The organism is Citrobacter sp. 506 (assembly GCF_050434985.1).
GTDB classification, from domain to species: Bacteria; Pseudomonadota; Gammaproteobacteria; order Enterobacterales; family Enterobacteriaceae; genus Citrobacter; species Citrobacter braakii.
In genome coordinates this window covers 206,209-231,370 of the sequence record NZ_JBNDJN010000001.1, presented here as the reverse complement: position 1 = coordinate 231,370, position 25,162 = coordinate 206,209, and the positions used below count along the sequence as shown (strand labels likewise).

Here is a 25,162-nt window from a genome sequence, read left to right as displayed (position 1 = left end):
TAAAGCGATGGTAAACCTGGTTATTGTTTCTCACAGCGCCCAGTTGGGCGAAGGCGTCGGCGCGCTAGCCCGGCAGATGTTAATGGGTGATGGATGCAAAATCGCTATTGCCGCAGGCATTGACGATCCTGAGAATCCGATTGGCACCGATCCTATCAAGGTGATGGAAGCCATTGAGTCCGTGGCCGATACGGATCACGTGCTGGTGATGATGGATATCGGTAGTGCGCTACTGAGTGCGGAAACCGCGCTGGAACTGCTCGATCCGGCCATTGCCGCCAAAGTACATTTGTGCGCCGCGCCGCTGGTCGAAGGTACGCTCGCCGCAACGGTTAGCGCTGCCGCAGGTGCTGACATTGAGCGGGTCATCTGTGATGCCATGAACGCCCTCGACGCCAAATGTGAGCAACTGGGTTTACCTTCGCCATCTGCAGCAAAGCCGACATCCGCCGAATTCGCGCCCGATGCAGATGCTCATTCAGTGGCCATTGTGGTGAAAAACCCAAACGGCATTCATGTGCGTCCGGCTTCACGGCTGGTTTCCGCGCTGTCTGGCTTTAACGCCGATATGTGGCTGGAGAAAAATGGCAAGTGCGTCGTCCCTGATAGCCTGAATCAGATTGCCCTGCTGCAGGTACGCTGTAACGACACGCTGCGCCTGATTGCCAAGGGCGAACAGGCAGAGGATGCGCTGGCCGCATTCAAACAGCTGGCAGCTGAGAATTTTGGTGAATCGCTCGAGCCCGCGCATGCTGATACCGTGGTGACGAAGGTTCCCTCACAGGTCACGGGGACGGCATTCTGTTACACACCGTTCTCACCGCAGGTAAGCCAACAGCCTATAGCCTCACTCCAGATTGAGCAGCAACGGTTACGGGTCGCTATCCAAAGCACGCTGAACGACTTAAGCGGGCTAACCGCGCTTGCAGAAGAGAGATATTCCGCAGATATCGCCGCTATTTTCTCCGGTCACCACACGCTGTTGGACGATCCGGATCTGTTCGATATGGCCTGTGATCTAATGCGTGAAACGCAGTGCAGCGCGGCCTGGGCCTGGCATCAGGTGCTGAGCGATCTCAGCCAGCAGTATTTACAGCTCGACGATCCTTACCTGCAGGCGCGATACATCGATATTGAAGATTTGTTGTCTCGTTCACTGCAGTATTTGACGGGAGAGACTGCACAAATTCCCGCGTTCATCCGCCCCACTATTTTGGTCGCGGAGGTCATCTATCCATCTACGGTGCTGCAACTCGATCCGAAGACCATCAAAGGCATCTGCCTGCGAGACGGGAGCGAAGCGTCCCACCCGGCGATTATCGCCCATGCAATGGGGTTATGTTGGTTATGTCAGCAAGGCGAGGCCATCGAGAGTATCACGATGGGTGATACCCTGACCCTTGACAGCGTGGCCCAGCGGATAACCCGCGCGGGCTGATGTCGGTTGCACGCCCTTTCCCGACAAAGGGTGTGCATCTTTTCGATTCGCGTCGGGAAATGTCTGTTTATTCGCAAAATGGGGCATCGATCACGCGCAACGGTCGATCCTGAACTAAGGTTTTCTCATGGTAAATGCCGCTGCTTCGGCACACCCTAAGGAGATTAACCGATGATAACGCCTGCAACTCGCCATCCAGGCCTGCTCTCTGTTGCAATAAAACTGACGCTCGCAAGCACCTTTTTTGCCCTTTCCTCTTTTGCCGTCAACGCCGAGGACGCACCAACCGCTACGCCTCAGCCGCCTGATATTTTGCTTGGCCCTCTGTTTAATGATGTACAAACGGCCAAACTGTTTCCTGACCAGAAAACCTTTGCTGACGCCGTTCCTAACAGCGATCCATTAATGATCCTTGCCGATTACCGGATGCAGAAAAATCAGTCCGGATTCGACTTACGTCATTTTGTGGAAGTGAATTTCACCTTGCCGAAAGCTGGCGAGAAATACGTCCCCCCAGCCGGGCAATCGCTGCGCGAGCATATTGATGGACTGTGGCCGGTACTCACCCGTTCGACAACCGACGCTGAAAAATGGGACTCTCTGCTGCCGCTTCCGGAGCCGTATGTCGTGCCTGGCGGGCGTTTTCGCGAAATATATTATTGGGACAGCTATTTCACCATGCTGGGGCTTGCCGAGAGCAATCACTGGGATAAGGTCTCCGACATGGTGGCAAACTTTGCTTACGAGATTGATTCCTGGGGACACATTCCTAACGGCAACCGCACCTACTATCTGAGCCGTTCTCAACCGCCATTCTTTGCCTTTATGGTGGAACTGCTGGCGCAGCATGACGGGGATGACGCGCTGAAAAAATACCTCCCGCAGATGCTCAAAGAATACACCTACTGGATGGAAGGCGTCGAAACGCTCCAGCCCGGTCAGCAGAATAAGCGCGTGGTTAAACTGGATGACGGCACCGTTTTGAACCGCTACTGGGATGACCGCGATACGCCGCGGCCAGAGTCCTGGGTGGAGGATATCGCCACAGCGAAAAGCAATCCGAACCGACCGGCCACAGAAATCTACCGCGACCTGCGTTCTGCCGCCGCGTCGGGTTGGGACTTTAGTTCCCGCTGGATGGATAACCCCAATCAACTAGGCACCCTACGCACCACCAGCATCGTTCCGGTCGATCTCAATGCGTTGATGTACAAAATGGAAAAGATGATCGCCCTCGCCAGCAAGGCCGCCGGGGATAATGCCAAAGCTGCACAATATGAAGGCTTCGCTAATGCCCGACAAAAAGGGATCGAAAAGCACCTGTGGAACGACAAAGAAGGCTGGTATGCCGATTACGATCTGAAGAGCCACAAAGTACGTAACCAACTCACGGCCGCCGCCTTGTTCCCGTTGTATGTCAATGCAGCGGCAAAAGATCGCGCCAGTAAAGTGGCCGCGGCAACCCAGGCGCATTTGCTGCAACCCGGCGGCCTGGCCACCACGTCGGTGAAAAGCGGCCAGCAGTGGGATGCTCCCAACGGCTGGGCCCCGCTCCAGTGGGTCGCCGCATCGGGATTACAGAATTACGGTCAGGATAACGTCGCCATGGACGTGACCTGGCGATTCCTCACCAACGTGCAGCACACCTACGATCGTGAGAAAAAGCTGGTTGAAAAGTATGACGTGAGCAGCACAGGCACTGGCGGAGGCGGCGGCGAATATCCGTTGCAGGATGGTTTTGGCTGGACCAACGGCGTAACGCTAAAAATGCTCGACCTGATCTGCGCCAAAGAAAAGCCCTGTGACAGCGTGCCCGCTTCGCGCCCGGCCCCGGCAAGTACCACGCCAGTCGAGCCTAAAAAACTGGCTCAGCCGACATCTTAATGCCGTTACCTGAAGCGTTTTACTCCCCGAATCCGCGCTGCGTCGCGGATTTTTTCTGGCTTATATTTCGCCATTCCTGTTGTCTCTACGCCATCTAGCCCTTATGGGGTATTCCGGGTTTTCATCCGTGAGAAATTGATTCGCAAGGGTACGGTGATAGTACCCTTAACACGTTCACAGGTCGTATTGCCTCAGAGAAGTGACAAACATAAGGTGAACGTAGCAATATGCCGGAGGCAACAGATTCGTTACCTCCGAATGTGCCACTCTACGTTGTCGCTACGACCACTCATCATTAACTGACAAGCATTACCCCGTCAGGGGCCGTTCGATTAATCTCGTCGCACAAGCCGAAAGACACCCAGCACAACAATCGCGCCGACCACGGCCACCAGGAAGCTGTGGAGATTAAACCCGCTGATATCGCCGCCGATACCGAACATCGTAGCCAGCCATCCACCGACCACTGCACCGATAATACCGAGAATGCAGGTCAGGATAAATCCACCGCCATCGCGCCCCGGCATAATCAGTTTGGCGATAACCCCCGCAATCAGACCAAAAATAATCCAGGTAATAATTCCCATTTCCAGGCCCTCTTTCCAGTGAACGCACGCGCAAGACATTCTTGCGCCAGCACGTTAAGTATAGGCAAGCCATCGCTACGTGCTTTTTCCCTCAGACTTAATTCATTGGGTTTGGTAAAAAATTTCATCCATTTGTATTAAGTTCCGTTGATTGATGCCGATAATCCAACGATAAACCAGGCATCCAGGAGTCATTAGGTGTGAGTAACTACAATGAGCAGTTCCTGAAGCAAAATCCGTTAGCGGTGTTAGGCGTACTCCGGGACTTAAATTCGCAGCAGGTTCCGCTGCGTATCTCCTGGTCTGGTGGCCAGTTCATCAGCAAAATACTGGCGGTCAGCCCGGACGAACTGATCGTGGATTTTGGTAGTCAGGAATATGAAAACCAGGCCGTGCAGCGGGCCAGTCAGATAACGATTATCGCCGAAACGCAGGGAGCTAAAGTGGAGTTCACCCTGCCACAGCTGAAAAAAGGCGAATACCAGCGGCTACCCGCATTTATCTCATCATTGCCGCCATCTCTGTGGTTCGTCCAGCGTCGGGAATATTTCCGTATCGGTGCTCCGCTGCATCCCCCCTATCGCTGCACGGTAAAAATGCCGGATAACAGCACGCTGTGTTTTCGCTTATTCGATTTGTCTCTTGGCGGTATGGGCGGGCTGTTAGAAACGGCAAAACCAGAGGGACTGGTAGAAGGCATGCGCTTTTCACAGGTTGAACTGAACATGGAGCAATGGGGAGTGTATCAGGTGGACGCCCAGCTAATTTCCATTAGCGAACGCAAAGTTATCGACGGGAAAAACGAAACAATTACCACTCCCCGCCTGAGCTTTCGTTTTCTTAACGTCGGCCCGGCGGTGGAGCGTAACCTACAGCGGATTATTTTTTCCCTCGAGCGCGAGGCCCGGGAAAAGTCGAATAAGGTGCGCGATTAGCATCACCTGAATTACATCACATCCAGCGCTTGTTGAAGCTTCCAGATATAGCGCGGAGCCTGCGGCGCCGGATGATTATCAGCAACATGTTCAATAAATTCATCCGGGCTGAGATCGTTTATCTTATTAATGGCTTTTTTCCTGTCGGAGGAGAACGTTCGCAGCAGCGCGCCCGCACCGTTGGCGTACGATACCACCAGCGCATATTGCATCACCTGCGGATCTTCGATCCCGGCCAGCGGCCCGGTCTCAAGAATGCTCAGGTATGCGGCCCCCATCGAGATATTGCGCTCAGGATTTTTCAGCTCGCTGGTCGACGGCTCGCCACTCCACCCCATGCGACGATAAACATCACGCCCTGACGTAGAGGCTTTTAACTGCATCAGGCCAATCGCATTAGACTTACTGACCGCATTCGGGTTTCCACCTGATTCAATGGCGATGATAGCGGTAATCAATTGTGGACTGACACCCCAGGCCGCACCGGCTTTTTCGCTGATCGGCATCCATTGCATTGCGCGTTTAACCGGAACTTCAGCATTCCACGGCGGATTTTTGTAATCCTGTTTTGAACTACAGCCCGCAAGTAATACAACCAAAAAAGCAAACCATCTCAATTTCACGTCATCTATCCTTATAGCCGGAACCTGTCGCTGAGGTGACAACGACATACCTACGCGGCATGATATACATTTGGTTTTAGTTGTAGCAAGGAAATGCCATGTCCCGGTTTCACTTAATTGCCCCGTCGGGCTACTGTATCAACCAGCAGGCTGCCTTACGCGGGCTGGCGCGTCTTACTGAGGCCGGTCATCAGGTCGACAATTCAGCGGTCATTGCGCGCCGCTGCCAGCGTTTTGCGGGTACCGAAGCAGAACGGCTTGCTGATGTGAACGCGCTCGTAAATCTGAACACGCCCGATACCATTGTGATGGCAGTACGCGGCGGCTATGGCGCGAGCCGTTTACTGGCAGATATTGACTGGCAGGCGCTGGCGAACCGTCAGCAACACAACCCGCTACTGCTGTGCGGACACAGCGATTTTACCGCAATCCAGTGTGGTCTGCTGGCACAGGGGAATGTGATTAGCTTCAGCGGCCCGATGCTGGCGGCTAACTTTGGTGCCGAGGAGATGAACGCATTTACCGAGCACCATTTCTGGCAGGCTGTTCGCAATGCCCAATTTACCCTCGAGTGGCAAGGTCACGGTCCGGCATGTGCGACCGAAGGTACGCTATGGGGCGGAAATCTGGCGATGCTCATTTCTCTGATGGGCACGCCGTGGATGCCCGCTATCGAAAACGGCATTTTGGTGCTGGAAGACATTAACGAGCATCCTTTTCGCATTGAACGCATGCTGCTGCAACTGTATCACGCAGGAATACTGGCCCGACAAAACGCCATTATCCTCGGCAGTTTTAGCGGCAGCGCACCTAATGATTACGACGCGGGTTACAGTCTTGACTCAGTTTGTGATTTTCTACGCGCCAGGTTATCGGTTCCGGTGATCGACGGCCTCGATTTTGGTCATGAACAACGCACCGTCACCTTGCCGTTGGGGGCCAGAGCGGTATTGAAAAATGATAAAAACGGCGCTCAGCTCACCTTAAGTGGGCATCCGGTACTTAAATCGTAAAAAAGCGGTTAACAGGGCTAAGTAAAACGCTGTTTCTGTCGTTATTATGTTAGGGTTTATAAATACGAAACAGCGTAATTCAGGAGTAACCGAACGTTGGATGCCGCAGCAATAATTAGCCTTTTTATTTTGGGTTCCGTACTCGTCACCTGCAGTATCTTACTCAGTTCATTCTCATCACGTCTTGGTATCCCTATTCTGGTGATATTTCTCGCTATCGGTATGTTAGCGGGAGTCGACGGCGTGGGCGGTATTCCTTTCGATAACTACCCTTTCGCCTATATGGTGAGTAACCTGGCGCTGGCGGTTATCCTGCTCGACGGCGGGATGCGCACCCAGGCCAGCTCATTTCGTGTCGCGTTAGGCCCGGCGCTGTCGCTGGCGACCGTCGGGGTGCTGATTACCTCCGGACTCACCGGCATGATGGCCGCGTGGCTGTTTCATCTGGATCTTATCGAAGGACTCCTGATTGGCGCGATTGTCGGTTCAACCGATGCCGCGGCGGTTTTTTCCCTGCTCGGCGGCAAGGGGCTTAACGAACGTGTTGGCTCTACGCTGGAAATTGAATCCGGGAGTAATGACCCGATGGCGGTGTTTTTAACCATCACGCTTATCGCCATGATTCAAAATCACGAGACCGGTTTAAGCTGGATGTTTGCGGTGCATATTATCCAGCAGTTCGGCTTAGGAATCATACTAGGCCTCGGTGGGGGCTACCTGCTTCAGCAAATGATTAACCGCATTTCACTGCCTGCAGGGCTTTATCCGCTACTGGCCTTAAGCGGTGGGATCCTGATTTTTGCCCTGACCACTGCACTGGAAGGCAGCGGTATTCTGGCGGTCTATCTGTGTGGTTTCCTGCTGGGTAATCGCCCCATCCGCAACCGATTTGGCATTCTGCAAAACTTCGACGGTCTGGCCTGGCTGGCGCAAATCGCCATGTTCCTGGTGCTGGGACTGCTGGTTACGCCGTCCGACCTGCTGCCTATCGCGATCCCTGCGCTGATTTTGTCTGCATGGATGATATTCATTGCCCGTCCGCTTTCGGTCTTCGCCGGACTGTTGCCGTTTCGTGGCTTCAATCTGCGCGAGCGCATTTTCATCAGTTGGGTGGGCCTGCGCGGTGCAGTCCCCATCATCCTCGCCGTGTTCCCAATGATGGCGGGTCTGGAGAATGCGCGCCTGTTCTTTAACGTCGCGTTCTTCGTGGTTCTGATCTCGCTGCTGTTTCAGGGAACGTCGCTTTCCTGGGCCGCCAAAAAAGCCAAAGTGGTGGTTCCTCCCGTCGGCTGGCCCGTTTCGCGCATTGGTCTGGATATTCATCCGGAAAACCCCTGGGAGCAGTTTGTTTATCAGCTCAGCGCGGATAAGTGGTGTGTAGGAGCCGCACTGCGCGACCTGCATATGCCGGAAGAGACGCGAATTGCCGCCCTGTTTCGTGACAACGTGCTGTTTCACCCATCCGGCAGTACACGGCTGCGTGAAGGCGATGTTCTGTGCGTCATTGGCCGCGAGCGCGATCTCCCTGCTCTCGGCAAGCTGTTCAGCCAGTCGCCGCCGGTGTCGTTAGACCAGCGCTTCTTCGGTGATTTTATTCTCGAGGCCAGCGCAAAATACGCCGATGTGGCACTGATTTATGGCCTGGAAGATGGCACAGAGTATCGTGATAAACAGCAAACGCTGGGTGAAATTGTCCAGCATCTGCTTGGCGCCGCGCCGGTCGTCGGTGACCAGGTTGAATTTGCTGGCATGATCTGGACGGTTGCTGAGAAAGAAGATAATGCGGTGCTGAAGGTCGGTGTTCGCGTTGCTGAAGATGAGGATGAGGCGCGTTGATGCTTTTTGCCGGGCGGCGGCAGCGCCTTGCCCGGTCTGCTTTCTGCGTCGCATAAACGGTGTAGCCGGATGAAACGCATCAGCGTCGACATCCGGCTTCAGATACGTTACACCGTCACAACCGGCACGCGCAGCGCCAGAGAACACATCAACTCGTAGCCCACCGTACCCGCGGCGCTGGCCACATCGTCAATTTTAATCTCTTTGCCCCACAGCTCTACCGGCGTCCCGATCCCCGCTTGCGGACACGGTGTCAGATCTACCGCCAGCATATCCATTGAGACCGTCCCCACCGTTGTCGTGCGTACGCCGTCCACCAACACCGGCGTTCCGCTTGGCGCATGGCGCGGGTAACCGTCTGCATACCCGGTCGCCACAATGCCAATGCGCTGCTCGCCGCTGGCGGTATAGCGTCCCCCGTAGCCCACCCGATCTCCAGCTTTCAGCGTCTGTATGCCGATTATCTCGCTGCTCAGGGTCATGACCGGTTTCAGGCCGGTATTGGCGATGTCCCGCCACTGTCCCGAAGGTGATGCGCCATACAAAATAATGCCCGGGCGCACCCAGTCATAATGTGCTTCAGGGTGCCACAGTGTGGCGGCCGAATTGGACAGCGACCGTCTGCACTCCAGCCCTTCTGTCGCCTGTGCAATCCGCGCCATAGCTTCCTGAATACCTTCCGGGTGCTCCGCATCTGCAAAGTGGGACATCAGCGTCATTTCACCGACGTTGGGCATTGCCCGCAGCTGTTGCCAGACCGTTGATACTCTTTCCGGTAAGAAACCCAGTCGGTTCATGCCGCTGTTCACCTTCAGGTAAACATCCAGCGGCGCGTTGAGGCGCGCATTCTGCAGCGCTTTTAATTGCCAGTTACTGTGTACACAGGTGGTCAGACGATATTTGTCATACACCATCAGGTCTTCAGCGTGGAAAAATCCCTCCAGCATGAGTATCGGGCCTTTCCACCCGCGCTCACGCAGGGTTATCGCTTCTTCAAGATTGAGCATGGCAAAACCGTCGGTTGTACCCAGCGCATTCCAGACACGTTCAATGCCGTGTCCGTAGGCATTGGCTTTCACCACCGACCAGACGCGGGCGTCCGGCGCGGCCTGGCGGGTAATGGTCAGGTTTTGTTTCAACGCCTGCAGGTCAATGCTGGCCAGTATCGGGCGAGTCATCTCACGTCCTTATCAGTTATGTGCGCCATGTAAATGCCGTGGACGAGATGGGGTAAACCCCGGGCTGTAACGCGCCACGCTCAGATCGTCGTAAGGAATGGCTGGTGTGCGGCCAGACAGAATGTCGCTCAGCAACTGACCCGAACCGCAGGCCATGGTCCAGCCCAGCGTGCCGTGGCCGGTATTAAGCAGTAGATTCTTAAAGCGCGTTCGCCCGATCACTGGCGTACCGTCCGGCGTCATCGGACGCAGCCCGGTCCAGAAGGTTGCCTGCTCCACATGCCCACCGCGCGGAAAAAGATCGCGGACGACCATCTCCAGCGTCTCACGACGGGGTTGCAGCAATTCCGTATTGAAGCCGACAATCTCCGCCATGCCGCCAACGCGAATACGATTATCAAAGCGGGTAATGGCGATTTTGTAGGTTTCATCAAGGATCGTTGAAACCGGCGCGCCGTCATCTTGCGCCACCGGAATGGTCAATGAATAGCCTTTGAGCGGATAGACCGGAATATCAACGATCCCCTTCAGCATCGCCGTAGAGTACGAGCCGAATGCCATCACATAGGCATCGGCTTTGATTATCTCCTCGCCACACTGAACGCCATAAATCTGCTCACCATCGCTCAGCAGCTTATCGACCGGAGTATTAAAGCGAAATTTCACACCCGCCTGCTCCGCCATCAGCGCCAGACGCTGGGTAAACAGCTGGCAGTCACCCGTTTCGTCATTCGGTAAACGCAGACCGCCGGTCAGCTTGTGTGCCACTTCCGCCAGCGCCGGTTCAACTTCCGCCAGACGGCTTGCTTCCAGGAGCTGATACGGCACGCCGGCGTCTTCGAGGACGGCGATGTCGCGGGTCGCGTTCTCATACTGTTGAGCGGTACGGAACAGTTGCAACGTTCCGCCCTGGCGTCCTTCGTACTCGATACCGGTAGAGGCGCGTAGCGCTTTCAGGCAATCACGGCTGTATTCCGCCAGTCGCACCATCCGGCCCTTGTTTTCCATGTAATGGCTGGTGTCGCAGTTGCGTAGCATCTGCCACATCCATTTCAACTGGAACTGCGTCCCGTCGAGGCGAACGGCCAGCGGCGCATGGCGCTGAAACATCCATTTAATTGCTTTAAGCGGTACGCCTGGCGCCGCCCAGGGTGCTGCATAACCTGGAGAGATTTGCCCCGCGTTCGCCGCACTGGTTTCCAGTGCCGGACCGGGCTCACGATCAATGACGGTGACATCGTGTCCAGCCTGACTTAAGTACCAGGCGCTGGTCACGCCAACGACACCACTTCCCAGTATGACAACTCGCATAGCCACTCCGTTAACAGTAAAAGAACAATCATCTAATTACATCTTGATAACTCAGTTGAAAATATTATTCAACATATGGCTTTTTTATGGTGACTTATCTCACATATGGCGGTGATGGCGGGGAACTCCCTGCTTTGGTATCTCCTGCTGTGCGTTATTTTTATCCAGCATAAAATTTTGCGGCCATACCGTTTTTCGACGCCTCGCTAACAAGAAATCGCAAAGAAAAAAATTCAGCCGCAGCACGTTTTTTAACACCATGATCTATGCTTGAAATGAGGTACTCCAGACAGAGAGTGCCGCCAACAATGAGGGTGCGCGAATGGCTACGATTGATTCCATGAACAAGGACAGCACACGGTTAAGCGATGGACCCGACTGGACGTTTGATCTGCTGGATGTCTATCTGGCGGAAATAGACCGCGTGGCGAAACTCTACAGACTGGATACCTACCCGCACCAAATCGAGGTGATCACCTCCGAACAAATGATGGACGCTTACTCCAGCGTCGGGATGCCAATCAACTATCCGCACTGGTCGTTTGGTAAAAAATTTATTGAAACCGAGCGTTTGTATAAGCATGGTCAGCAGGGGCTGGCCTATGAGATTGTTATCAACTCCAATCCGTGTATCGCGTATTTGATGGAGGAGAACACCATCACCATGCAGGCGTTGGTGATGGCGCATGCCTGCTACGGACATAACTCCTTCTTTAAAAACAACTATTTATTCCGTAGCTGGACGGATGCCAGCTCCATCGTTGATTACCTGATCTTCGCGCGAAACTATATTACCCAGTGTGAAGAGCGTTACGGCGTGGATGAAGTCGAAAAGCTCCTCGACTCCTGTCACGCGCTGATGAACTACGGCGTGGATCGTTACAAACGCCCGCAAAAAATCTCCCTACAGGAAGAGAAAGCCCGACAGAAAAGCCGTGAAGAGTATCTGCAAAGCCAGGTAAATATGTTGTGGCGTACGCTGCCGAAGAAAGAGGAAGAGAAAACCGTTGCAGAAGCCCGACGTTATCCTTCTGAACCGCAGGAGAACCTGCTGTACTTCATGGAGAAGAACGCCCCGCTGCTGGAATCCTGGCAACGCGAAGTGCTGCGCATTGTGCGCAAGGTCAGCCAGTATTTTTATCCGCAGAAACAGACCCAGGTGATGAACGAAGGGTGGGCCACTTTCTGGCATTACACCATCCTTAATCACCTTTATGACGAAGGTAAAGTCACCGAACGGTTTATGCTGGAGTTTTTACATAGCCATACCAACGTGGTATTCCAGCCGCCGTACAACAGCCCGTGGTATAGCGGGATAAATCCCTATGCTCTGGGTTTTGCCATGTTCCAGGATATTAAACGAATTTGTCAGTCGCCTACCGAAGAGGACAAATACTGGTTCCCGGATATAGCGGGTTCTGACTGGCTGGAAACCCTGCATTTCGCGATGCGCGATTTCAAAGATGAGAGCTTCATCAGCCAGTTTCTGTCACCGAAGGTTATGCGTGATTTCCGCCTGTTCACCGTGCTGGATGACGATCGTCATAATTATCTGGAGATTTCCGCGATTCACAACGAGGAAGGATATCGTGAGATCCGCAACAGGCTGTCGTCGCAATATAACCTGAGCAACCTTGAGCCGAATATTCAAATCTGGAATGTCGATCTGCGCGGCGACCGCTCGCTCACCTTGCGCTATATTCCTCATAACCGCGCTCCGCTGGATAAAGGACGCAAAGAGGTGCTCAAGCATGTGCACCGGCTCTGGGGTTTTGACGTGATGCTGGAGCAGCAGAATGAAGACGGCAGTGTGGAACTGCTGGAGCGTTGCCCGCCGAGGATGAACGGTCTGTAAATCTTATTGCCGGATGGCGACGCGAAAACGTCTTATCCAGCCTACAATGCATTTCGTAGGCCGGATAAGCTGCGATTAGCGCCCCTGAATAGCTAAATCGCCCGGCAGGTTTTTCTGCATACGATGCCAAATTTCGCCGCTGTCGTGACCATAGCGACGCACCGTTTCATATACCTGCTCATGAGCACCCTGATCACAAAGTTCTGACAGCTTACGGTAAAAGCTCAGCGCCAGTGCGCGGGCTTCCGGATTGGCGAAATAATGGCGGCCAATGCGGGTATATAATCCCTTCATTCCATTGAGGATCAAACCGTAAATCGGATTGCCAGAGGCAAATGCCAGACCGCGGAAAATGTTATAGTCCAGATCGGCGAACGCATCAGCATGGTCGGCCACCTGATTTGCCGTTGCCAGAACCTCCTGCGCTTTATCAGGATGCTGGCGAAACGCGGTACGAACAAAGATCGTCGAGATGTTGGTACGCACGGACAGCAGATTATCAATAAGCTGCGGCACGCTCTCGTGATCGAGACGCGCCAGCGTTTCAAGGATATTTAGCCCGGAGGTTTCCCAGAAGTTATTCACCTTCGTCGGCTTGCCGTGTTGAATGGTCAACCAGCCGTCCCGCGCCAGACGCTGTAATACCTCGCGTAACGTGGTACGTGTCACTCCAATCAGTTCAGAGAGTTCACGTTCAGCAGGCAAAATAGTGCCAGGTGGGAAGCGGTTATTCCAGATACTTTCAATGATGTACTCTTCCGCGAACCCAGCCGGGCTTTGCGCCTTAATGACCATAGTGATAATTCCATTACACAGCAAAACATAGTTACAGTTATCATACCAGACGGGCTACATGGCTGATAGCTGACGCAATGAAGAAAAAGTGGATCAAGGCTTCATTTTCCAGATTACGCTGAAGCACAGCCAGCCTTGTCCGTCGCGTGAATAGCTTGCCTGTACTCCCTCCTCCCGCTAAGCTTTGCGGTCAAACATAAAAACATGATTTCATTTTTAAAGGTAGGGAAATCACCATGGAGCTATCATGGGGTCGCGCTATGTGGCGCAATTTTTTAGGTCAATCACCTGACTGGTACAAACTTGCACTACTCGTATTCTTAGTCGTTAACCCGGTTATATTTTTCATCAATCCCTTTATTGCGGGCTGGCTGTTGGTGGCCGAGTTCATTTTTACGCTGGCGATGGCGTTAAAATGTTACCCGCTGCTACCAGGCGGGCTGCTAGCCATCGAGGCGGTCATCATCGGCATGACCAGCGCCACACATGTGCGTGAAGAGGTTGCCGCTAACCTTGAGGTGCTGTTGCTGCTGATGTTTATGGTGGCTGGCATCTACTTTATGAAGCAGTTGCTGCTGTTTATTTTCACCCGCCTACTGCTTACGATTCGCTCCAAGATGCTGCTGTCGCTGGCATTTTGCGTTGCCGCCGCCTTCCTTTCTGCATTCCTGGATGCGCTGACCGTCGTTGCCGTGGTAATCAGCGTAGCGGTTGGTTTTTATGGTATCTACCATCGCTTCGCCTCTTCCCGCACGGAAGACAACAATATGCTCGATGATAGCCATATCGATCAGCACAATAAGATCGTACTGGAGCAGTTCCGTGGTTTTCTGCGCAGCCTGATGATGCATGCGGGTGTCGGTACAGCGTTAGGCGGCGTAATGACTATGGTCGGCGAACCGCAAAACCTGATTATCGCCAAAGCGGCTGGCTGGCATTTTGGTGACTTTTTCCTACGCATGTCGCCGGTCACCGTCCCGGTGCTGATTTGCGGCCTGTTAACCTGCATGCTGGTTGAGAAATTGCGCTGGTTTGGCTATGGCGAAACGCTGCCGGAGACCGTCCGCGATGTCCTGCAACAGTTTGACGATCAAAGCCGTCAGCAGCGTACTCGTCAGGAAAAAATCAAACTGATTATCCAGGCGATTATCGGTATCTGGCTGGTGGTTGCCCTGGCCCTGCATCTGGCGGAAGTCGGATTAATCGGTCTGTCCGTCATTATCCTGGCCACGTCGTTGACCGGCGTTACTGACGAACACGCGATTGGTAAAGCGTTTACCGAGTCGCTGCCTTTCACCGCCCTGCTAACCGTGTTCTTCTCTATCGTTGCGGTGATTATCGATCAACAGCTCTTTTCACCGATTATTCAGTTTGTTTTGCAGTCTTCTGAACATGCTCAACTGACGCTGTTCTATCTCTTTAACGGCCTGCTGTCTTCTATCTCTGATAACGTGTTTGTCGGCACCATCTACATTAACGAAGCCAAAGCCGCGTTGGAACATGGGACCATCAGCCTTAACCAATTTGAGCTGTTAGCGGTGGCGATCAATACCGGGACTAACCTGCCTTCCGTTGCTACGCCAAACGGCCAGGCGGCATTCCTGTTCCTGCTGACCTCTGCGCTGGCACCATTGATTCGACTCTCTTATGGTCGCATGGTGTGGATGGCTCTGCCTTATACTCTCGTCCTGACGCTGGTTGGTCTGCTTTGCGTCGAGTTCACGCTTGTACCGGTGACTGAGTGGATGACCCAGGCGGGCTGGTTAGCTACACTTTCATAACAATTTACCGGGCAAATCACTGCCCGGTTTGACTTTTTGCATGATAATTATCCGATTACTCAAATTTTCAATTCCTGCTAGTGGCGCATAAATTGAATTGGTTTAAACTGCGCTCTCTACGCATGTTGCAGGGAAATTATTATGTTGCGATTTTTAAACCAGTGCTCCCGAGGTCGTGGTGCATGGTTATTGTTGGCGTTAACCGCCTTTGCGCTGGAGCTTGTCGCGCTGTGGTTCCAGCACGTCATGCTGCTAAAACCTTGCGTGTTGTGTATTTACGAACGTAGCGCATTATTTGGCGTGATGGGCGCGGGGCTGGTGGGGGCTATCGCACCAAAAACGCCGCTGCGCTATGTGGCGATGATTATCTGGATTTACAGTGCCTGGCGCGGACTGCAGTTAGCGTATGAGCACACCATGATTCAGTTGCACCCATCACCGTTTATGACCTGTGATTTTGCCGCACGCTTCCCGAGCTGGCTGCCGCTGGACAAATGGCTGCCGCAGGTGTTTTTAGCATCCGGTGACTGTGCTGAACGCCAGTGGTCTTTTTTAACCCTGGAAATGCCACAGTGGCTGTTGGGGATCTTCGCCGCTTACCTGGTGGTCGCCGTGCTGGTAGTCCTAGCACAGCCGTTTAAACCGAAAAAACGTGACCTCTTCGGTCGCTAACAGAGACGCTCCTTCGGGAGCGTTTTTTTTGCCTTAAATTCATTGCCTGCTGGCATCTATAAGATGTATATTAAATACATCTTATAGATGCCACACCAAGGAGATGTCTGATGTCCCATTTACGCATCCCGGCAAACTGGAAAGTAAAACGCTCTACTCCCTTCTTTACCAAAGACAACGTCCCGGCAGCACTTCTTTCTCACCATAACACCGCAGCAGGCGTGTTTGGACAGCTCTGCGTGATGGAAGGTACGGTAACGTATTATGGCTTTGCCAATGAAGACGCAAAAGAACCTGAAGTGAAAGTGGTGATTAATGCCGGTCAGTTCGCGACCAGCCCACCGCAGTACTGGCATCGCGTTGAATTAAGCGACGATGCGCAATTCAACATTAACTTCTGGGTGGAAGATGACAACCACTCCGATGAGATGTATCAGGCGAAAAAGTCTTAACCCTTAACGCCTGCTAATCGATGGGCGGCTCAGTCCGCCCATGAAGGTTTGTTCAGGATATGATCCTGCCAGTCACGCACTTCCGATTCTTTCACCGCAATATGACGAACTGAGATACGTTCACCGTGCATCGCCGCTTTTGATCCTGTCAGCAACGGGTGCCACTCCGGCAGCCCTTTTCCTTCTGCGAGCAGACGATAGGCGCAGGTCATCGGCAACCATTCAAAAGTCGGCAGATTATCACGCGTCAGTTTGATGCAGTCAGGCTCGTACTCGAATCGACGTTCGTAATTACGACACTGGCAGGTTTTAATGTTGAGCTGACGACAGGCGACGTTGGTAAAGTAGATTTCGTCAGTGTCTTCATCCATCAGCTTATGCAGGCAGCATTGACCGCACCCGTCACATAATGACTCCCACTCGGCATCGGTCATTTCATCAAGGGTTTTACTTTGCCAGAAAGGTATGTCGCTCATCAGGGTTTCCGCTATTGCAATAAAGCTGCACCTTATAACCAGTCTGGCACGCTGATGCAAGTTTTGCCGCCCGAAAAGGCGGCAAGCAGAGATTACAGCACGCGGGTTGTTAGCGTTTGACCGTGAAAACTGATGGCCAGTTCGTCGCCGCTGCTTAAAGGTCCCACGCCTGCTGGCGTTCCCGTTAGCACCACATCGCCCGCTTTGAGGGTAAAGAAACGGCTCATATAAGCAATCAAGGGAACGATGTGATGGATCATGTCCGCCGTGGAGCCGTGCTGGCGAGTTTCACCGTTGACCGTTAATCCAAGCATCGTATCCTGCGGATCGCCATTAAATTCCGCCACCGGAATAAATCCAGACAGCGGGCAAGAATTATCAAAACCCTTCGCTTTTTCCCATGGCTGCCCCGCTTTCTTCATTTTGCCCTGAATATCGCGCAGGGTCAGATCCAGCGCGACACCATAACCGGCGATGGCTTTGCGCACATGATCTTCTGTCGCTTGCCGCAGGGTCGCGCCAATCAGCACAGCCAGCTCAACTTCATGGTGGACAGACCCCATATCAGATGGGATCACCAGCGGCTGGCGCAAATCGCACAGCGCGGTTTCCGGTTTAATAAACAGAACCGGTTCTTCCGGGGTGGTTCCGCCCATCTCTTTAATATGGTTAGCATAGTTACTCCCTACGCAAACCACCTTACTCACCGGATAATCCAGCAGAGCACCATGCCAGTTGTGATGTTGATACATTACTTTCCCCTAACGTAGTCATAGATTTCAGGTACTGCATCGATGGAACGTGCTGCTGCCGGATGCAGTTTAACGTTTAGCGTCTGGTGTATTTTGTTTTGCCGCTGCCAGATGCTGTTTAAGTAAATCTTCTGGCGGCGGGGGTATTTGTAAATAATAGCCCTGCTCGGTCAGGGCCTGTTTTACTTTTTCAAGATCGGCATTAACTAATTTTTTTCGCCCATCAAGCGGTAACATCATTGCCAGCGTCGGCTGACCAAATCCTCTCATCAGTTCTTCAGGAACGCGCGAGAAATCGTCTTTTTTTTCGACATATAAATAGGTCTGGTCACGTTTGCTGCTTCGGTAGATCACACAAAACATATCTTTTACTCTGAATTCACGGAATGGTGGCTTGCCTCAATATAATACTGACTATAACATGCCTTATAGTCTTCGGAATATCACCCCGCGCTGGGGATGATAAATAGCAAATTGAGTAAGGCCAGGATGTCAAACACGCCAATCGAGCTTAAAGGCAGTAGCTTCACCTTATCAGTGGTTCATTTACATGAAGCAGAACCCGAGGTTATTCGTCAGGCGTTGGAAGACAAAATCGCGCAGGCACCGGCTTTTTTAAAACATGCTCCCGTGGTGGTTAACGTGAGTGGTCTTGAAAGCCCGGTAAACTGGTCAGCGCTGCAGAAAGTTGTCGCGTCTACCGGATTGCGCATTATTGGCGTTAGCGGATGCAAAGACGCCAGACTAAAGGCAGAAATCGACGAAATGGGTCTTCCTTTACTGACTGAAGGTAAAGAAAAAGCTATTCGTCCTGCGCCTGTTGAGGTCCCGGCTCCCGTCGCTTTGCCGCAAAACGTTACTCCCATCACAAAAACACGATTAATAAATGTGCCGGTTCGTTCCGGTCAGCGCATTTATGCTCCACAATGTGATCTGATTGTTACAAGCCACGTCAGTGCGGGCGCAGAGCTTATCGCTGATGGCAATATTCATGTTTATGGAATGATGAGAGGCCGTGCGCTGGCAGGTGCAAGCGGCGATCGTGAAGCGCAAATTTTTTGTACCCATCTGACGGCAGAACTGGTGTCTATCGCAGGTGTTTATTGGCTGAGTGATAAAATCCCAGCAGAATTTTATGGCAAAGCGGCCCGTCTGCAATTAGCAGAGAACGCTTTGACAGTTCAACCGTTGAATTGATCCCTTTTTAACAAGGAATTTCTATGGCACGCATTATTGTTGTTACTTCGGGTAAAGGGGGCGTTGGCAAAACCACCTCCAGCGCGGCCATCGCTACAGGTTTGGCCCAGAAGGGAAAGAAAACTGTCGTTATTGATTTTGATATCGGCCTGCGTAACCTCGATCTGATTATGGGTTGTGAACGCCGCGTCGTTTACGACTTCGTCAACGTTATTCAGGGCGATGCGTCGTTAAATCAGGCGTTAATCAAAGATAAGCGTACCGAAAATCTCTTTATTCTTCCGGCCTCACAGACTCGCGATAAAGACGCGCTGACGCGTGAAGGCGTCGCGAAAGTTCTGGACGACCTGAAAACGATGGAATTCGATTTCATCGTCTGCGACTCCCCAGCGGGTATTGAAACCGGCGCGCTGATGGCCCTGTATTTTGCCGATGAAGCGATTATCACCACTAACCCGGAAGTTTCCTCTGTACGTGACTCTGACCGTATTCTGGGTATTCTGGCGTCGAAATCTCGTCGTGCGGAAAACGGTGAAGATCCGATTAAAGAGCATTTGTTGCTGACGCGCTACAACCCTGGCCGCGTAAATAAAGGTGACATGCTGAGCATGGAAGACGTACTGGAAATTCTGCGAATCAAGCTGGTTGGCGTGATTCCTGAAGATCAGTCAGTCCTGCGCGCGTCTAACCAGGGTGAGCCGGTTATTCTCGACATCAATGCTGATGCCGGTAAAGCCTATGCTGATACCGTAGACCGTCTGTTGGGAGAAGAACGTCCTTTCCGCTTCATTGAAGAAGAGAAGAAAGGTTTCCTCAAACGCCTGTTCGGAGGATAAGTTATGGCATTACTGGATTTTTTTCTCTCGCGGAAAAAGAGCACAGCGAACATCGCTAAAGAGCGACTGCAGATTATTGTTGCGGAACGTCGTCGTAGTGACGCCGAGCCACATTATTTACCGCAACTGAGGAAAGATATTCTCGAGGTTATCTGCAAGTATGTACAAATTGATCCCGAAATGGTCACCGTACAGCTTGAACAAAAAGACGGCGATATTTCTATCCTCGAACTTAACGTGACATTACCTGAAGCTGAAGAGTCTAAATAACGGCTTTGCTCAGTGAGTTATAGTTGCAAAAAAGGCAGATTATTCTGCCTTTTTTATTTTCAGTTTCTTGCCAGGCTGTTGCGGATTTATTCCAAAGTAAACTTTGGATAGTTTTCGGCAAAATAGCGGCGCAAATACTCAACCGTAATACGGATTTTTGCCGACGTCGCCAGCCGAGAAACATAAACCGCCCATATATTTGCTGGTTGATAATACTCGGGTAATACGTGTACCAGATGTCCACCGGCAATGTTGTCGCAAACGTCCCACCACGAACGCAGGGCAATTCCCTGCCCATCAAGACACCACTGATGTACCACTTCGCCATGATTAGACGACAGAGGCCCCGTAACTTTAATTGAGTGAGCGCCCTCTTTATTACGCATTTGCCAGATGCCAAATGGATGGTCGCGCTCTTTGATAACCAGACAAGGAAAAGTGGAGAGATCGTTGAGTTGCTTCGGCGTCCCGTGCTGCGCCACAAATTCCGGCGAGGCGCACAGAATACGGTAGTTAGTCGCCAGCTTACGGGCAATCAGGTTCGGCGCGATATCATCCCCGATACGAATATCAAGATCGACGCCCTCATTCACCATATCCACCAGGCGGTCTTCAACATCGAACCTCAGTTCTAGCTGCGGGTACGCTTTTGCCAGCGCAGACAGCGCCGGAGCCACCACCCGACGGCCAAAGCCAAAGCTACTAATAATGCGTAGCATCCCCTGCGGGATCTGCCTGGCATCCGACAACTCGTCCATCATCTGATCGACATCCTGCAGGATCCGCTGCGCCCATTCGTAGATCCGCTCCCCCTCTTCCGTGATGGTTACACGCCGCGTTGTCCGGTGCAGCAGCACCACGTTCAGCGTCTGCTCCAGCAGGGCTACTCGCTTACTGATAAAAGCCGGTGATACACCCAGTTCCTCGGCAACGGCGGCAAATCCTGCCCGACGGGCAACCAGCATAAAGACGCGTAAATCATTTAGCAGCGGCAGATTATTCATGATCTGTGTTTTATGTTTCACCAGTTAGGGGGATTAACTATTAATCAGTCAATTATAGGATAAGGGGAAAGTCAATTTTGATGGCGTACAAGTGAGAGCTGCTATGAAGAAAACCTGTCGTATTGCCGCTATCCCCGGAGATGGCATTGGTAAAGAAGTGCTGCCTGAAGGCATTCATGTGTTACAGGCAGCCGCCGAGCGTTGGGGGTTGTCGCTCAGCTTTGAGCAAATGGAATGGGCCAGCTGCGAGTACTACACCCATCACGGCAAAATGATGCCGGATGACTGGCATGAGCAGTTGCAATCCTTTGATGCTATCTATTTTGGCGCCGTTGGCTGGCCGGACACCGTACCGGACCACATCTCTTTATGGGGCTCGCTGCTTAAGTTTCGCCGCGAATTCGACCAGTACGTCAACCTGCGTCCGGTACGCCTGTTTCCGGGAGTCCCTTGCCCACTGGCGGGCAAGCAGCCAGGCGACATTGATTTCTACGTCGTACGCGAGAACACCGAGGGAGAATACTCTTCTCTCGGCGGACGCGTGAGTGAAGGGACGGAACACGAGGTGGTTATCCAGGAGTCGGTCTTCACCCGTCGCGGCGTAGATCGTATATTGCGTTACGCCTTCGAGCTGGCGCAAAACCGCCCGCGCAAAACCCTGACCTCGGCGACCAAATCCAATGGTCTGGCCATCAGCATGCCTTACTGGGACGAGCGTGTTGAAGCAATGGCGGCTAACTATCCTGAGATCCGTTGGGATAAACAGCATATCGATATACTGTGCGCCCGCTTTGTGATGCAGCCGGAGCGCTTTGACGTTGTGGTTGCTTCCAACCTGTTCGGCGACATCCTCTCCGATCTGGGTCCGGCCTGTACCGGGACGATTGGCATCGCACCTTCTGCCAACTTAAACCCGGAACGCACCTTCCCGTCCCTGTTCGAGCCAGTACATGGTTCGGCCCCCGATATTTACGGAAAAAACATCGCCAACCCGATTGCCACTATCTGGGCTGGCGCCATGATGCTGGACTTCCTTGGCAACGGTGATGCCAACTATAAGGCTGCCCACGACGGTATTCTGGCGGCAATTGAGCACGTTATTGCCAGCGGCCCGAAAACGCCGGATATGAAAGGCAGCGCCACCACGCAACAGGTGGGAGAAGCCATCTGTCAGGCACTACGTTAGAGGTCAAACCACGAAATATGAGCCGCGTCACTGACGCGGCTTTTTTATGCGTTTTGTGGAGCCAATAACCTGCGCTAATTCACCTTTTATTATTTCCGTTCCGTGTTTTATTGCTTCACGCATCGGGCAATTGTTTAATCCATGTAAAGAACAAATAATAAAATTGTTAAATACAAAGTAACTCATTCTACCCCTACAGCATGATAACAACGACAGGCTAATGCCATACGCGGGCAACTGTGCCCAGGAGATCCCATGTTGAGCAACGTCAAGAAAAAAGACATGCCGCTGATAGCCATCAGCCTGGTGGCTATTCTTTTCATCGCCGCCACACTTAGTCTCTTCCCTCAGCAGTCTGCACAAGTCGCAAATACCCTTTTTAACGGCGTTACCCGGATGCTGGGTTCCGCCGTGCAGATCCTCGTTCTGATGGCTATGGGTCTGGTCGTCTGGCTGGCTACCAGCAAATACGGCAATATCCGTCTGGGAGAAGGTAAAGCGGAATACAGCACGCTCTCCTGGCTGTTTATGTTTATATGCGCCGGATTAGGCTCCTCCACGCTCTACTGGGGCGTTGCTGAGTGGGCCTATTATTACCAGACCCCGGGTCTGAATATCGCGCCGCACTCGCAAAAAGCGCTGGAATACAGCCTGCCCTATTCCTTTTTCCATTGGGGGATCAGCGCATGGGCGACCTACACGTTGGCTTCATTAACCATGGCCTACCACTTCCATGTGCGTAAAAACAAAGGACTGAGCCTGTCCGGGATTATCGCCGCTATTACCGGCGTACATCCGCAGGGTGTCTGGGGTCGCCTGGTTGACCTGATGTTCCTGATCGCGACAGTTGGCGCGTTAACTATCTCTCTGGTCGTCACCGCTGCCACCTTTACCCGCGGTTTGTCTGCCCTGACGGGGTTACCGGATAACTTCACGGTGCAGGCGTTTGTGATCCTGTTCTCTGGCGGCATTTTCTGCCTGAGCTCCTGGATTGGCATCAATAACGGTTTGCAACGTCTGAGCAAAATGGTCGGCTGGGGGGCGTTTTTACTGCCGCTGCTGGTGCTGATCGTCGGCCCGACCGAGTTCATCACCAACAACATCATCAACGCCATCGGCCTGACGACACAAAATTTTTTGCAAATGAGCCTCTTCACCGACCCGCTTGGCAACGGTGAGTTCACCCGTAACTGGACGGTGTTCTACTGGCTGTGGTGGATCTCCTACACGCCGGGCGTGGCAATGTTTGTCACTCGCGTATCCCGTGGTCGCAAAATCAAAGAGGTTATCTGGGCATTAATCCTCGGTAGCACTGTTGGTTGCTGGTTCTTCTTTGGCGTGATGGAAAGCTACTCCATTCACCAGTTTGTGAACGGCGTGATCGACGTACCGCAGGTTATGGCGACGCTGGGCGGTGAGACGGCCGTACAGCAAGTGTTGATGTCGTTGCCTGCCGGGAAACTGTTTCTGGTGGCGTATCTGGCGATCATGATTATATTCCTCGCCTCACACATGGATGCTGTGGCCTACACCATGGCGGCCACCAGCACGCGCAACCTGCAGGAAGGGGAAGATCCGCAGCGCAGTCTTCGTCTGTTCTGGTGCGTGGTTATCACCCTGATCCCATTATCGATTTTGTTCACCGGCGCGTCCCTGGAAACCATGAAGACCACGGTGGTTCTGACCGCTCTTCCATTCCTCGCCATCCTGTTGGTGAAGGTTGGCGGTTTTCTGCGCTGGGTACGGCAGGACTATGCCCACGTTCCTGCGCATCAAATTGAAAGTCATATTCCCGAAGCGCCAGTTGACGTCCCGGTCGCGCCACCGGCCGGGACACTACTCAAAGGCGACAATTAAGCGCCAGTACAAAAATCCTCTTACTCACAAATTAAAGGTATTCCAATGAGCAATCTGAGCCCTGAGTTTATTCTGCCGCAAAATTTCTGTGCCAACCCGCAGGATGCCTGGACTATCCCGGCCCGGTTTTATACCGACCATCAGGCTTTCGAACACGAACAAGAAAAGGTGTTCGCTAAAAGCTGGATTTGCGTCGCCCACAGTAGCGAACTGGCGAAACCCAATGATTATGTTACCCGAGAAGTGATTGGCGAGAATATCGTGCTGGTACGTGGGCGCGATAACGTGCTGCGGGCATTCTACAACGTCTGCCCGCATCGCGGTCATCAGCTGTTGAGCGGCGAGGGGAAAGCGAAAAATGTGATTACCTGCCCTTACCACGCATGGGCATTCAAACTTGACGGTAATCTGGCGCATGCGCGTAACTGCGAAAACGTCGCCAACTTCGACAGCGAAAAAGCGCACCTTACACCGGTACGCCTGGAAGAATATGCCGGATTCGTGTTTATAAACATGGATCCGAATGCGGGCAGCGTGGAAGAACAACTCCCTGGTCTTGCGGACAAAGTTATCGAAGCCTGCCCAGACGTGCATGACCTGAAACTTGCTGCGCGCTTTACGACTCGTACCCCAGCCAACTGGAAGAATATTGTCGATAACTATCTGGAGTGCTACCACTGCGGTCCGGCCCATCCAGGTTTTTCCGACTCGGTCCAGGTTGACCGTTACTGGCATACCATGCACGGTAACTGGACGCTGCAATACGGTTTCGCCAAACCTTCAGAGCAGTCATTTAAGTTCGAAGAAGGGGTTGATGCCGCTTTCCACGGTTTCTGGCTGTGGCCGTGCACCATGCTCAACGTGACGCCAATCAAAGGTATGATGACCGTTATCTACGAATTCCCGGTAGATGCGGAAACCACGCTGCAAAACTATGACATCTATTTCACCAACGAAGAGCTGACCGAAGAGCAGAAACAACTGATCGAATGGTATCGCAACGTCTTTCGTCCTGAAGATTTACGTCTGGTTGAAAGCGTACAAAAAGGGCTGAAATCGCGCGGGTATCGCGGCCAGGGACGCATTATGGCGGACACCAGCGGCAGCGGCATCTCCGAGCATGGCATTGCCCATTTCCATAATCTGGTCGCCCAGGTTTTTCAGGAATAACCCGGGGCTTTTACGACAGGTTCCGGCGCGTCGCTGAGCCGCGTCGGACAGATT

Annotated in this window: 23 protein-coding genes and 2 pseudogenes; 15 read left to right on the top strand and 10 right to left on the bottom strand. The window is 52.8% G+C overall.

What is annotated here, in order from left to right; all coding sequences use genetic code 11:
* The first annotated feature begins 7 nt into the window (after nucleotides 1-7).
* Complete coding sequence (gene dhaM / locus ABIE10_RS01255; protein WP_429154431.1) at nucleotides 8-1,438, top strand: dihydroxyacetone kinase phosphoryl donor subunit DhaM; 1,431 nt, start codon at nucleotides 8-10, stop codon at nucleotides 1,436-1,438.
* 171 nt (nucleotides 1,439-1,609) lie between these two features.
* Nucleotides 1,610-3,322, top strand: coding sequence for an alpha,alpha-trehalase (locus ABIE10_RS01250; RefSeq protein ID WP_216403230.1), 1,713 nt, complete (start codon nucleotides 1,610-1,612; stop codon nucleotides 3,320-3,322).
* A gap of 332 nt (nucleotides 3,323-3,654) precedes the next feature.
* Here ABIE10_RS01250 and ABIE10_RS01245 read toward each other — a convergent pair whose 3' ends face one another.
* Nucleotides 3,655-3,909, bottom strand: a complete 255-nt coding sequence (locus ABIE10_RS01245; RefSeq protein ID WP_016153363.1) for a GlsB/YeaQ/YmgE family stress response membrane protein — start codon at nucleotides 3,907-3,909, stop codon at nucleotides 3,655-3,657.
* 200 nt (nucleotides 3,910-4,109) lie between these two features.
* On the opposite strand from ABIE10_RS01245, the gene ycgR reads away from it, so the two are divergent.
* Entirely contained in the window at nucleotides 4,110-4,844 is a 735-nt protein-coding gene (ycgR, locus tag ABIE10_RS01240; RefSeq protein ID WP_216403228.1) for a flagellar brake protein YcgR, read from the top strand.
* A gap of 11 nt (nucleotides 4,845-4,855) precedes the next feature.
* Here the strand turns inward: ycgR and emtA are convergent, their stop codons facing one another.
* Nucleotides 4,856-5,467 (bottom strand): membrane-bound lytic murein transglycosylase EmtA, encoded by a 612-nt coding sequence (gene emtA / locus ABIE10_RS01235; RefSeq protein WP_016153365.1) that lies wholly within the window; start codon nucleotides 5,465-5,467, stop codon nucleotides 4,856-4,858.
* Nucleotides 5,468-5,565: 98 nt separating this feature from the next.
* Between emtA and ldcA the strand changes: the two genes are divergently transcribed.
* Complete coding sequence (ldcA, locus tag ABIE10_RS01230; protein ID WP_429154426.1) at nucleotides 5,566-6,480, top strand: muramoyltetrapeptide carboxypeptidase; 915 nt, start codon at nucleotides 5,566-5,568, stop codon at nucleotides 6,478-6,480.
* 96 nt (nucleotides 6,481-6,576) lie between these two features.
* A pseudogene (locus ABIE10_RS01225) lies at nucleotides 6,577-8,307 on the top strand (potassium/proton antiporter); the annotation flags it as partial.
* On the opposite strand, the pseudogene ABIE10_RS01220 reads toward ABIE10_RS01225, so the two are convergent.
* The 3 genes and pseudogenes from ABIE10_RS01220 to ABIE10_RS01210 all read right to left on the bottom strand — a co-directional run.
* Nucleotides 8,251-8,370, bottom strand: a pseudogene (locus ABIE10_RS01220) (hypothetical protein); the annotation flags it as partial. The pseudogenes ABIE10_RS01225 and ABIE10_RS01220 sit on opposite strands and share 57 nt — an antisense overlap.
* A gap of 53 nt (nucleotides 8,371-8,423) precedes the next feature.
* Nucleotides 8,424-9,494 (bottom strand): catabolic alanine racemase DadX, encoded by a 1,071-nt coding sequence (gene dadX, locus ABIE10_RS01215; protein ID WP_016156782.1) that lies wholly within the window; start codon nucleotides 9,492-9,494, stop codon nucleotides 8,424-8,426.
* A gap of 12 nt (nucleotides 9,495-9,506) precedes the next feature.
* Nucleotides 9,507-10,805, bottom strand: a complete 1,299-nt coding sequence (locus ABIE10_RS01210) for a D-amino acid dehydrogenase (RefSeq protein WP_016153369.1) — start codon at nucleotides 10,803-10,805, stop codon at nucleotides 9,507-9,509.
* 322 nt (nucleotides 10,806-11,127) lie between these two features.
* Between ABIE10_RS01210 and ABIE10_RS01205 the strand changes: the two genes are divergently transcribed.
* Complete coding sequence (locus ABIE10_RS01205) at nucleotides 11,128-12,660, top strand: SpoVR family protein (RefSeq protein ID WP_003833557.1); 1,533 nt, start codon at nucleotides 11,128-11,130, stop codon at nucleotides 12,658-12,660.
* A gap of 75 nt (nucleotides 12,661-12,735) precedes the next feature.
* Here ABIE10_RS01205 and fadR read toward each other — a convergent pair whose 3' ends face one another.
* The gene (gene fadR / locus ABIE10_RS01200; RefSeq protein ID WP_016153370.1) at nucleotides 12,736-13,455 is read right to left on the bottom strand and encodes a fatty acid metabolism transcriptional regulator FadR; all 720 of its coding nucleotides are present in this window, start codon (nucleotides 13,453-13,455) and stop codon (nucleotides 12,736-12,738) included.
* Between the two features lie 236 nt (nucleotides 13,456-13,691).
* Between fadR and nhaB the strand changes: the two genes are divergently transcribed.
* From nhaB to ABIE10_RS01185, 3 genes are all read left to right on the top strand, one after another.
* Nucleotides 13,692-15,236, top strand: coding sequence for a Na(+)/H(+) antiporter NhaB (gene nhaB / locus ABIE10_RS01195; protein WP_047502172.1), 1,545 nt, complete (start codon nucleotides 13,692-13,694; stop codon nucleotides 15,234-15,236).
* Nucleotides 15,237-15,377: 141 nt separating this feature from the next.
* Complete coding sequence (dsbB, locus tag ABIE10_RS01190) at nucleotides 15,378-15,908, top strand: disulfide bond formation protein DsbB (RefSeq protein WP_049282152.1); 531 nt, start codon at nucleotides 15,378-15,380, stop codon at nucleotides 15,906-15,908.
* 110 nt (nucleotides 15,909-16,018) lie between these two features.
* Nucleotides 16,019-16,360: a DUF1971 domain-containing protein gene (locus ABIE10_RS01185; protein WP_016153372.1), complete on the top strand. Its 342-nt coding sequence runs from the start codon at nucleotides 16,019-16,021 to the stop codon at nucleotides 16,358-16,360.
* 29 nt (nucleotides 16,361-16,389) lie between these two features.
* On the opposite strand, the gene ABIE10_RS01180 is transcribed toward ABIE10_RS01185, so the two are convergent.
* The 3 genes from ABIE10_RS01180 to ABIE10_RS01170 all read right to left on the bottom strand — a co-directional run bounded on the left by ABIE10_RS01180 (nucleotide 16,390) and on the right by ABIE10_RS01170 (nucleotide 17,951).
* Nucleotides 16,390-16,836, bottom strand: a complete 447-nt coding sequence (locus ABIE10_RS01180) for a YcgN family cysteine cluster protein (RefSeq protein WP_016153373.1) — start codon at nucleotides 16,834-16,836, stop codon at nucleotides 16,390-16,392.
* 92 nt (nucleotides 16,837-16,928) lie between these two features.
* Nucleotides 16,929-17,588, bottom strand: coding sequence for a fumarylacetoacetate hydrolase family protein (locus ABIE10_RS01175; protein ID WP_016156786.1), 660 nt, complete (start codon nucleotides 17,586-17,588; stop codon nucleotides 16,929-16,931).
* A gap of 69 nt (nucleotides 17,589-17,657) precedes the next feature.
* Nucleotides 17,658-17,951: a YcgL domain-containing protein gene (locus tag ABIE10_RS01170; RefSeq protein ID WP_016153375.1), complete on the bottom strand. Its 294-nt coding sequence runs from the start codon at nucleotides 17,949-17,951 to the stop codon at nucleotides 17,658-17,660.
* A gap of 126 nt (nucleotides 17,952-18,077) precedes the next feature.
* Between ABIE10_RS01170 and minC the strand changes: the two genes are divergently transcribed.
* Genes minC through minE form a run of 3 tightly spaced genes read left to right on the top strand, consistent with a single transcriptional unit; the run spans nucleotide 18,078 to nucleotide 19,891 of the window.
* Nucleotides 18,078-18,785 carry a septum site-determining protein MinC gene (minC, locus tag ABIE10_RS01165; protein WP_049282151.1) on the top strand — a complete coding sequence of 236 codons (708 nt, stop codon included), beginning with the start codon at nucleotides 18,078-18,080 and terminating at the stop codon, nucleotides 18,783-18,785.
* 23 nt (nucleotides 18,786-18,808) lie between these two features.
* Nucleotides 18,809-19,621 (top strand): septum site-determining protein MinD, encoded by an 813-nt coding sequence (gene minD, locus ABIE10_RS01160; protein WP_003020956.1) that lies wholly within the window; start codon nucleotides 18,809-18,811, stop codon nucleotides 19,619-19,621.
* A gap of 3 nt (nucleotides 19,622-19,624) precedes the next feature.
* Nucleotides 19,625-19,891 carry a cell division topological specificity factor MinE gene (gene minE, locus ABIE10_RS01155; protein WP_001185666.1) on the top strand — a complete coding sequence of 89 codons (267 nt, stop codon included), beginning with the start codon at nucleotides 19,625-19,627 and terminating at the stop codon, nucleotides 19,889-19,891.
* Between the two features lie 86 nt (nucleotides 19,892-19,977).
* On the opposite strand, the gene ABIE10_RS01150 is transcribed toward minE, so the two are convergent.
* Nucleotides 19,978-20,895 (bottom strand): LysR family transcriptional regulator, encoded by a 918-nt coding sequence (locus tag ABIE10_RS01150; protein WP_016153377.1) that lies wholly within the window; start codon nucleotides 20,893-20,895, stop codon nucleotides 19,978-19,980.
* Nucleotides 20,896-20,998: 103 nt separating this feature from the next.
* On the opposite strand from ABIE10_RS01150, the gene ABIE10_RS01145 reads away from it, so the two are divergent.
* From ABIE10_RS01145 to yeaW, 3 genes are all read left to right on the top strand, one after another.
* Nucleotides 20,999-22,081: a tartrate dehydrogenase gene (locus ABIE10_RS01145; protein ID WP_019076964.1), complete on the top strand. Its 1,083-nt coding sequence runs from the start codon at nucleotides 20,999-21,001 to the stop codon at nucleotides 22,079-22,081.
* A 255-nt stretch (nucleotides 22,082-22,336) separates the two neighbouring features.
* Nucleotides 22,337-23,938 carry a BCCT family transporter gene (locus ABIE10_RS01140; protein ID WP_016153380.1) on the top strand — a complete coding sequence of 534 codons (1,602 nt, stop codon included), beginning with the start codon at nucleotides 22,337-22,339 and terminating at the stop codon, nucleotides 23,936-23,938.
* Nucleotides 23,939-23,983: 45 nt separating this feature from the next.
* On the top strand, nucleotides 23,984-25,108 hold the full coding sequence (gene yeaW, locus ABIE10_RS01135) for a carnitine monooxygenase, oxygenase subunit YeaW (RefSeq protein ID WP_003833746.1): 1,125 nt from the start codon (nucleotides 23,984-23,986) through the stop codon (nucleotides 25,106-25,108).
* Nucleotides 25,109-25,162: the final 54 nt, after the last annotated feature.